Source organism: Mycobacterium sp., assembly GCF_032162105.1.
Lineage (GTDB): Bacteria > Actinomycetota > Actinomycetes > Mycobacteriales > Mycobacteriaceae > Mycobacterium.
In genome coordinates, this window is sequence record NZ_JAVRPS010000726.1 from 1 (window position 1) to 8,392 (window position 8,392).

An 8,392-nucleotide genomic window follows, 5' to 3' on the forward strand; every position below is an offset into this window, starting at 1 on the left:
ATGCTCGGCGTTCCACGCGAGCACGAGCAGTTCATCCTGCGCGCGACCAACGTCGTGCTCGGCGCCTCGGACCCCGAATATGTGCCCGACCAGAGCGTCGCGGGCATCGAGGCAGCGGTCACCGACATCAGCGAGCAGTTGATCGACTTGCTCAAGGGCATCGCCGAGGACCGCATCGCCCGTCCCCGCGACGACGTGATCAGCAAGCTGGTCACCTCGGACGAGGAGAACCTGACGCCCCAGGAATTGGCGAAGTTCTTCATCTTGCTGATCGGCGCGGGCAACGAGACCACGCGCAACGCGCTGACCCACGGACTCTTGATCCTCAGCGCGCACCCCGCCCAGCGCGACCGGCTGCTGGCGGACTACGACGAATTGGCACCGACCGCAGTCGAGGAGATCTTGCGGTACGCCAGCCCGGTGATCCACATGCGCCGCACCGTCACCCGAGACGGGGTGACGCTCACCGATGCGGCGGGCCAGGTCACCCATACCTTCAACGCGGGCGAGAAGGTCGTCGTCTGGTATCCCGCCGCCAACCGCGATCCCGCGGTGTTCGACGAGCCGGAGCGCTTCGACATCGCGCGTAAACCGAACAATCACATCGCCTTCGGCGGTCCAGGGCCGCACTACTGTCTGGGCGCACACCTGGCCCGGCTGGAGTTGAACGTGGCATTCAAGATGCTCTACGCGCGCTACCCGGACATCACCGCGGCAGGCGAGCCAGTCATGCTGAGGTCGAATTTCGTCAATGGCATCAAACACCTGAAGGCGACATACATCCCATGAGCCCACAGGAGACGGTGCTGTCCGACCTGACGGACGGCGTCATGACCATCACGCTGAACCGGCCCGAGGCCGCCAACGCGGTCCGGCCCGACGACCGCGACGCGCTCATCGCGCTATTGGCCGCCGCCGACGCCGAGGAGAAGGTGCGCGTCGTGGTGCTACGCGCCAACGGCAAGCACTTCTGCTCCGGCGCCGACGTTGGCTCGTTGGCCGAGCGGCGAGCGAAGGCCGAGAAGCGGGTGCTCGAGCCGACCAAGCGCATCATGAACGGCGCCCAGCGACTGGTGGCCAGCGTGCTCGACTGCAACAAGCCGGTGATCGCCGCGGTGCACGGCGCGGCGACCGGGTTGGGTGCGCACGTGGTGTACGCCTCCGATCTGGTGATCGCCACCGAAAACGCTTACTTCGCAGAGTCGTTCGTCAAGCGCGGGCTGGTCGTCGACGGCGGGGGCTGCTACCTGCTGCCCCGTCGCATCGGCATGCAGAAGGCCAAGGAGATGGCGTTCTTCGGCGAAAGACTCACGGCCGCCGAGGCATTGACGCTGGGCCTGGTGAACCGGGTGGTGAGCGCCGCCGACTTCGACGCCACGGTCGCCGATTTCGCGGGGCGGCTGGCTGGCGCACCGACCAGCGCCATCGCGTTCACCAAGCGGCTGCTCAACGACTCCCCCGACACTGACCGGTCGAGTGCGTTCGTCGCGGAGGCGATGGCACAGGAACTCCAGTCGTATGCGCACGACTCCAAGGAGGGCGTGCAGGCGTTCGTCGAGAAGCGTCCGACCGAGTTCACCGGATGGTGACCGCGGTGGTGCGCGCAGACATTCCGACGATCGATTCCGCCAGCGCACCCTACTGGGACGCGGCGCGCGAAGGGCGCCTGCTGATCGCCAAGTGTGGAGCGTGCGGCAAGGTGCACCACTACCCGCGGCCGTTCTGCCCGCACTGCTGGAGCGAGGACGTGCAGCCCCTGCAGGCCAACGGAACTGGGACGCTCTACACGTATTCGACCGTGTACGTGAACGATCTGGCACCGTTCAAGGAGCGGTTGCCGTACGTGGCGGCCATCGTCGAATTGGACGAGGGTCCACGGTTGATGACGACGATCGAGGGCGCGGAACCGGAGCTCCTCGAAGTCGGCATGGCGGTCACCGCTGTCTTTCGCCCCGTCGACGCGGAGGACCCGGACAGCCCCTATCTGACGGTCTTCACCCCAAGCGAGAGGAAGCCATGACCGGACTACTGGACGGCAAGGTCGCCCTGGTGACCGGAGCCGGCCACGGCATCGGCCGCGGCCACGCGCTCGAACTGGCCAAGCACGGCGCCACCGTGATCATCAACGACCTGGGCACCAGTTTGTCCGGCGAGGGCACCGGCAAGGTGGCCGACGAGGTGGTAGCAATCATCGAAAGCCGCGGCGGTATGGCAGTTTCCGACTTCAGCGACGTCGGCGACGAGGAACAGGTCGACCTCGCGGTCGAACGCGCCTACTCACAGTTGGGCCGGCTGGACATCGTCGTCAACAACGCAGGCATCGTGCGCGACAAGGCGATCTGGAACATGACCGTCGACGACTTCGATCTGGTGATGCGGGTGCACGTCCGCGGCAGCTGGCTCACTAGCCGGGCCGTCGCCCGCAAGTGGCGTGCGGAAGCGAAGGACTCTGGCGGAAAGGTCTACGGCCGCATCGTCAACACCACGTCCGGCGCCGGCCTGCACGGCCACTTCGGGCAGACCAACTACAGCACCGCCAAGTCGGCCATCGTCGGACTAACCCAGACCCTGAGTTTGGAGCTGGCGTCGATCGGCGCCACCGTCAACGCCATCAGCCCGGGTGGCCGCACCCGGATGTCAGCGACCATGCCGGGCGCGCAGGCCCCGATCGAGCCCGACGAGCGCGCCGAGGACGAATTCGATCCCAAGGACCCGTCGTTGGGCTCACCGGTGGTGGCCTGGCTGGCCAGCCCGGAGGCCGGCCACGTCAGTGGTCAGGTGATCCGGGCCATGGGCGAGCATCTTCAATTGCTGAAGGGCTGGCATCCGGTGGCGTCGGTATCCAACGGCCAGAAGCGCTGGGACGCAGACACACTCGGTGCGATCATGGCAACTGACGTGTTCGGCACGCGCAATACCGGCCTGCGGCTGGGTGGGTGACCGCCATGTCAGACACTGCCGAGGTCGAGCGGGAGTTTCGGCGCTACTTCATGACTGGTCCCGTGCTCGAAGACTGGCACGCCTGGGCCAACCTCTTCACCGACGACGCGACGTACCACGACCACTTCTACGGAACCTTCACCGGTCCCGACGAGATCACCAAGTTCCTCGAGGGGACGATGGGTGCGGCACCGCAGGTCTACAGCCCGCTCATCTGGTACGTCGTCGACGGGACGCGGGTCGCCTACAAGGTGTTCAACCGCGCCGACAACCCGGAGCCCGGCGGGCCGCCCATCGACTTCCCCTCCTATCAATTCATCGAGTACGCCGGTGACGGCAAGTGGCGTTCCGAGGAGGACGTCTGGGTGTTGGCCGAGATGAAGCGATTCGCGCAGCGCTACGCCAAGGCCGCCGACGAACACCCGCAGACGTTGCAGCAGAAGCTGCGCCGCGAGGACTGGGGGTCATGGGTCGACTGGGCGCGCCCGGACCCCGGGCACGTGGCCGGCCCGTCATGGCTGGGCAAGGACTGCTTCACGCCGTTCGCCGGCATCCAGGACATCGACTTCGGCGTCCGCTCGCACTGACGTCTGCCGAAATGCGGGGTGCAGTCTGCGCTATGTGCCTATGCTCGGCAGACATGCCGGAGGGGGCACGCATGGATGCGGCAGCGAACCTGAAGTTGATCCAGGATCTGTATGACGCGTACATCAGCGGCGATCTACAGGCCATCATGAGGCCATTCAACGATCAGTCCGTCTGGATCGAACTCGGTGACACCCAGCGGGCGGGCGTATTTCGCGGCGCAACAGGACTTCTGGAGCATGCGATGCGGAATCAGGAGCTCACCGACGGATCTCTCACGACCGAAGTGCAGGAGATCGTCGGTGGCGAGAAGTACGTCGTCGTAGTAGAACGCGCGACTGCCCAGCGAAATGGCCGAGCACTGGACATGCTGTGCGCGACGTCCTATCAAATGGCCGACGGCGTGGTCGCCGAAATGCGGGTGCTGCCATTCGACAGCCGGGAGTGGCAGCAGTTCTGGGAGTAACGCGATGACACAACAGCTTCGAGTGAGTCACGTGGGCACCGGTCACACCGGTGCCATGGTGCTTGGGCAGATCCTACGATCACCGCAGCTGAGCTTGACCGGCCATCTGGTTCACAGCCCTGACAAGGTGGGCCGCGACTCAGGCGAGATAGTGGGCGTTGCTCCAGTCGGGGTTGTGGCCACCGCCGACATCGCAGAGTTTCTCGCCCTCGATTGCGACTGCGTGACGTATATGCCGACCGGGTCTGGTCGTGATCCTAGCGACGTGATCGACCAGATCTGCGCCATCCTTGCAACCGGCAAGGACGTGGTCGCAGCCGACCCTCAATTAGGTTTCCCGCATTCGCTCGACGAGACGTTGCAGCTGAAATTCCGCTCTGCATGCAACGAAGGCAGTAGTACATTTCTGAGCACGGGAATAGCCCCGGGGTTCGCCACCGATGTCCTGCAGGTTCATCTCGTGAGCCTGACCGCGGAGCCGACGATGATCCGCGTCGAGGAACGGCTACCGTCTGGGGCATTTCGCGGACAATCGTTTTTCGCGCATTTTGGCTTCGGGCTCACGCCCGAACAAGACGCTCAGGCGTACCAACCTGGGGCGATGATTCCGCACATGTCTACACCACTCGCGCTCGTGGCCGACGCCCTCGGCTGGACGCTCGACGGTATCAACGAACTCCGCGACATCGCGGTGGCCGACCGCGACTACACCTTCCCCGCGGGCACCATCGCTGAAGGCACCATCGCCAGCGTGCGAATGCGTTTCGAGGGAGTTGTCGCGGGCGAACCGCGAATGAGCTTCTCCTTCATCTGGTCGCTGCCCGACGATCCTCCAGACGACTGGGAGCCGCGGATTCCCCGCGGCTCCGCCACGGGCCGACTCACCCGGGTCACCATCGAGGGCAACCCGACCATCCGGGTCGACCTGCACATCGATGGCGTCCTACCGGGTGCGCAGGCGACCGCCGCTCGTGTCGTCAACTCGATACCGGCCGTGTGCGCCGCAGCTCCCGGCGTCTACAGCGCACTCGAGCTCATTCCGCGAGCCTTCGGCGTCCTGTCGCACTAACGGTCAGCCAAACAGGTACAACCCGGACAGCAGCGCCCACAATCCAAGGCAGTAGCCCTCGAACGCGACCCGCAACGGCATTGGGGCACAGCGCAGTTCCATGAAGTCGAGGCCGACGAGCCGGACCTTGATCGCGGCGATCGCGAGCACCACGACCACCATCACCGATCCGGTGCCGTGGTCGACGCCCAGCGCGTAGGCGATCAGCGTCGCCACGATCAACACCAGCCACGACACTCCCGCGCGGCCGCGTACGAAGGTGAGAGCCGATGGACCCGGCATCAAGCCACCAGGTACAGCAACGGGAACAGCACGATCCACAACAGGTCTACGAGATGCCAGAAGCAGGCCCCACCCTCGACCACGGCCATCCGGGTCTCAGTGAGCTCGCGCCGCCGGGTCTGGGTGAGCAGGAACGTCAGCACCGCCATCCCGACGCCGACGTGGAACAGGTGCACGCCGGTGAGGATGAAGTAGTACAGGTAGAAGTGGTTGGCACCCGCGCCGTGCCCAGCAGTCACCAGCGAGTAATACTCGAACACCTTGAGCGCGATGAAGACTCCGCCGCAGACCATCGCGCCCACAACGGCCGAGCGTGCGATGTGGCGCGCCCCCGACCGCAACGCTCCCAGCGCGACGACCACGCACAACGAACTCGTCAGCAGCACCAGGGTATTGGTGAGCCCGACCCCGAGATGCAGCGTTCTGCGCGCCACGTCGAAGACTTCGGGTGCCTTGGCCCGCTCGACCATGAAGGTGGCGAAGAACGCACCGAACACCAGCATGTCGCCGAACAGGAAGACCCATGTTCCGTTCTCGCCGGGAACCCGCCGCGTCGGCGCCGCGGTGGCAGTCGGAGTGCCGAGAGTCACGACGCCGCGGTGACCAATGGTCGCTCGGCCGCCTGCTCCGCACCGATCGAGCGGAGCATGACCGCTGTCACCGCGACCATCCAGACGGAGAACGCCACCAACGGAACCCAGAAGGCGAAGACGCCGTTCCAGGCCAGCGGGCCTTCGTTGAAGATCATCACCGCCCCGCCGGGCAGCGCCAGCAGCGCGTACCAGGCGTTGAGGTAGCCGAACCATCGCGGGAAGGTCGCAGGTTCCGTCCGGTCGACGAAGGACGCCGTGGTGAGCACCAGGGCCTGCACCACCAGAGTTCCGACGATCCCGACGAACATCAACCAGAACACGTCGTTGAGCGCCTGAGTGATCTCGGGATCGCGTTGTTCGGGACGAAACGCCGCTGCCGACAACACCATCATCGGAAAGAGGAAGCCCGGCACGAAGATCACTCCGGCGAAGATTTGGGTGACCGACAGGACGCCCCACTTACCCTCGACCCGACGCACCCTCAGACAGATCGTGGCCAGGAACGGCAACGCGACGCAGGCGGCGAGCAGGCTGAATGCCAGGCCCACCCTGACCCGCAGCTTGTTGGCGATGAGGAAGTCCGTGATGTCCTTGGCGCTCGCGGTCGGTGAAAGCGGCGGGATCAGCTTGGCGATGAGCATGAAGAAGACGAAGAACAGGGCGAGCATGACGATTCCGCCCCACGCGGCAATGCGTTGGAGTTTCAGATCCATGGCCGAATTCTAGATCGAATCCGCTCAATGTTTAACTAGTTTTATGATTTTATCCGGCCTACGCGAAGAGGGCTAGTACTGCGCCATGCCCTGGTCGACCGACAGCCGGGTAGCGGTCACGAAGCGCGACTCGTCCGACGCCAGCCAGCACACGGCGGCCGCGACGTCCTCCGGTTCGCAGGCCCACTGCGGCAGGAACGGCGTCCCCATGTTGCTGAGCGTGGGGTTGGTCTCGATCGCGGAGAACAACGCGGCGATCATGTCCCCGCCACCCATCGGGGTGTTCACCGGTCCGGGATGCACGCTGTTGACCCTGATGTCGTGCTTGCCCAGCTCAGCGGCGAAGGCCCTGGCCATCCCCGTCACCGCATGCTTGCTCGCGGTGTAGTGCACCATGTACGGCTGCACCTTCACCCCGGCGTAGGAGCTGATCAAAACGATGGAGCCGCCGCGGCCCCCATCGATGATCCGCTGCGCGCCTGCCATCACCGTGTTCCAGGTGCCCGTCACGTTGACGTCGATGATGTCGCGGAACGACTCCGGGGTGATCTCGTTCCACGGTGCGGGGATGCAGATTCCCGCATTGGCCACGATGACGTCCAGTCGGCCAAACGCCTCGACGCCCTCGTCGACGGCGCTTCGCAGCGCGTCCAGATCACGGATGTCCGCGGCGGTGGCCGTGATTCGGCCGCCCTTGGCCTTCACGATCTCCACGGTCTCTTCGAGATCGTCGGCGGTGGCGGACGGGTAGCGCACCGATACTGGCAATGGGCCGGCCAGGTCGACGGCGATGACGTCGGCCCCCTCCTCGGCCATGCGTACCGCATGCGCACGGCCCTGTCCCCTGGCGGCGCCGGTGATGAACGCGACCTTCCCCGCGAGTCGACCCGTCATCGCGACGCCCGTCCGGTCGTCGAGTCGACATCGTCCAGGGCCAGCGGCCCCTCCCGCACGGCGGTGCCCAACAGTCCGAGCTCCACGCCGGCCTCGGCGGCGGCCTCGCGGCAGGCGGCGATGTCCTTGCGCAGAAAGGGTCCGGCGCGCTGGGCGAACTCGTCCATTCCGCCGATGCGATGCGCGTGGGCCGCCACCTGACTGCCGGCGCTGCACACCTGCAGCGTGGACAACAGCACGTCCGGCTCGACGCCGAGCTGTTCGCCAAGTTGCGTTGCCGTCGCCAGGAGTTGGGCATTCGCCGCGAACAGCAGGTTGTTGATCAGCTTGATCGCCAACGCACTACCGAGCGGACCAGTCGCCACCACCGGATTGGCATAGGCGGTCAAGATCGGTGTCACGGCGGCAACGGCGTCTCCCGGTCCCCCGATCAACACGGTCAGCGTGCCCGCGGCGATGTCGTCCGCGGTACCGCTGACCGGGGCGTCGAGTACGACCGGCCCGGACGCCGAATCGGCCCGCAGGGTCTCGAGGGTGGACACGGTACCGGTGGTGTGGGAGACGAACACCGAGCCGGGTTTCGCGTTGGCGATGAAACCGTCTGGTCCGAGTCCGGTTTCACGCAGCTGCGCATCGGAGAACAGACTCGAGATCAGGACGTCGCTGCCGCGGGCCAGGTCGGCCACCGAGTCGGCCACTGCCGCACCCTTCGCCTTCAATCGACGGCGGGCATCCTCGCGCCTGGCGTAGACCAGCACGTCGTGCCCGGCACCGAGCAGCCGCTCGACCATGGGTTCTCCGAGTTGGCCCGCACCGAGGAATCCGACGGTAGTCGTCATTGCACACTCCC

12 protein-coding genes are annotated in these 8,392 nt (G+C 65.7%); 7 read left to right on the top strand and 5 right to left on the bottom strand.

Annotated features, from left to right (window positions below; all coding sequences use genetic code 11):
• From QOC69_RS36670 to QOC69_RS36700, 7 genes are all read left to right on the top strand, one after another.
• Window positions 1-789, top strand: a 789-nt coding sequence (locus QOC69_RS36670; RefSeq protein WP_526447855.1) for a cytochrome P450, incomplete at its 5' end; no start/stop codon positions are given.
• On the top strand, window positions 786-1,589 hold the full coding sequence (locus QOC69_RS36675; RefSeq protein ID WP_526447857.1) for an enoyl-CoA hydratase/isomerase family protein: 804 nt from the start codon (window positions 786-788) through the stop codon (window positions 1,587-1,589). The genes QOC69_RS36670 and QOC69_RS36675, both read left to right, overlap by 4 nt.
• Complete coding sequence (locus tag QOC69_RS36680) at window positions 1,583-2,020, top strand: Zn-ribbon domain-containing OB-fold protein (RefSeq protein ID WP_526447859.1); 438 nt, start codon at window positions 1,583-1,585, stop codon at window positions 2,018-2,020. Before QOC69_RS36675 ends, QOC69_RS36680 begins: the two co-directional genes overlap by 7 nt.
• On the top strand, window positions 2,017-2,940 hold the full coding sequence (locus QOC69_RS36685) for an SDR family NAD(P)-dependent oxidoreductase (RefSeq protein ID WP_526447861.1): 924 nt from the start codon (window positions 2,017-2,019) through the stop codon (window positions 2,938-2,940). The genes QOC69_RS36680 and QOC69_RS36685 overlap by 4 nt, the downstream gene beginning before the upstream one ends.
• A gap of 5 nt (window positions 2,941-2,945) precedes the next feature.
• A complete protein-coding gene (locus QOC69_RS36690) occupies window positions 2,946-3,527 on the top strand; it encodes a nuclear transport factor 2 family protein (RefSeq protein WP_526447863.1) in 582 nt (193 codons plus the stop codon).
• A gap of 71 nt (window positions 3,528-3,598) precedes the next feature.
• Complete coding sequence (locus tag QOC69_RS36695) at window positions 3,599-3,991, top strand: nuclear transport factor 2 family protein (protein WP_526447865.1); 393 nt, start codon at window positions 3,599-3,601, stop codon at window positions 3,989-3,991.
• Between the two features lie 175 nt (window positions 3,992-4,166).
• Window positions 4,167-5,060 carry a hypothetical protein gene (locus QOC69_RS36700; protein WP_526447867.1) on the top strand — a complete coding sequence of 298 codons (894 nt, stop codon included), beginning with the start codon at window positions 4,167-4,169 and terminating at the stop codon, window positions 5,058-5,060.
• Window positions 5,061-5,063: 3 nt separating this feature from the next.
• On the opposite strand, the gene QOC69_RS36705 is transcribed toward QOC69_RS36700, so the two are convergent.
• The 5 genes from QOC69_RS36705 to QOC69_RS36725 all read right to left on the bottom strand — a co-directional run bounded on the left by QOC69_RS36705 (window position 5,064) and on the right by QOC69_RS36725 (window position 8,381).
• Window positions 5,064-5,342, bottom strand: a complete 279-nt coding sequence (locus tag QOC69_RS36705) for a cytochrome C oxidase subunit IV family protein (RefSeq protein ID WP_526447869.1) — start codon at window positions 5,340-5,342, stop codon at window positions 5,064-5,066.
• Complete coding sequence (locus QOC69_RS36710; protein WP_526447871.1) at window positions 5,342-5,932, bottom strand: cytochrome c oxidase subunit 3 family protein; 591 nt, start codon at window positions 5,930-5,932, stop codon at window positions 5,342-5,344. Before QOC69_RS36710 ends, QOC69_RS36705 begins: the two co-directional genes overlap by 1 nt.
• Complete coding sequence (locus tag QOC69_RS36715) at window positions 5,929-6,648, bottom strand: hypothetical protein (protein ID WP_184434126.1); 720 nt, start codon at window positions 6,646-6,648, stop codon at window positions 5,929-5,931. The genes QOC69_RS36710 and QOC69_RS36715 overlap by 4 nt, the downstream gene beginning before the upstream one ends.
• 72 nt (window positions 6,649-6,720) lie before the next feature.
• Entirely contained in the window at window positions 6,721-7,542 is an 822-nt protein-coding gene (locus QOC69_RS36720; protein WP_526447873.1) for a mycofactocin-coupled SDR family oxidoreductase, read from the bottom strand.
• The gene (locus QOC69_RS36725; protein ID WP_526447875.1) at window positions 7,539-8,381 is read right to left on the bottom strand and encodes an NAD(P)-dependent oxidoreductase; all 843 of its coding nucleotides are present in this window, start codon (window positions 8,379-8,381) and stop codon (window positions 7,539-7,541) included. Before QOC69_RS36725 ends, QOC69_RS36720 begins: the two co-directional genes overlap by 4 nt.
• Window positions 8,382-8,392 lie beyond the last annotated feature (11 nt).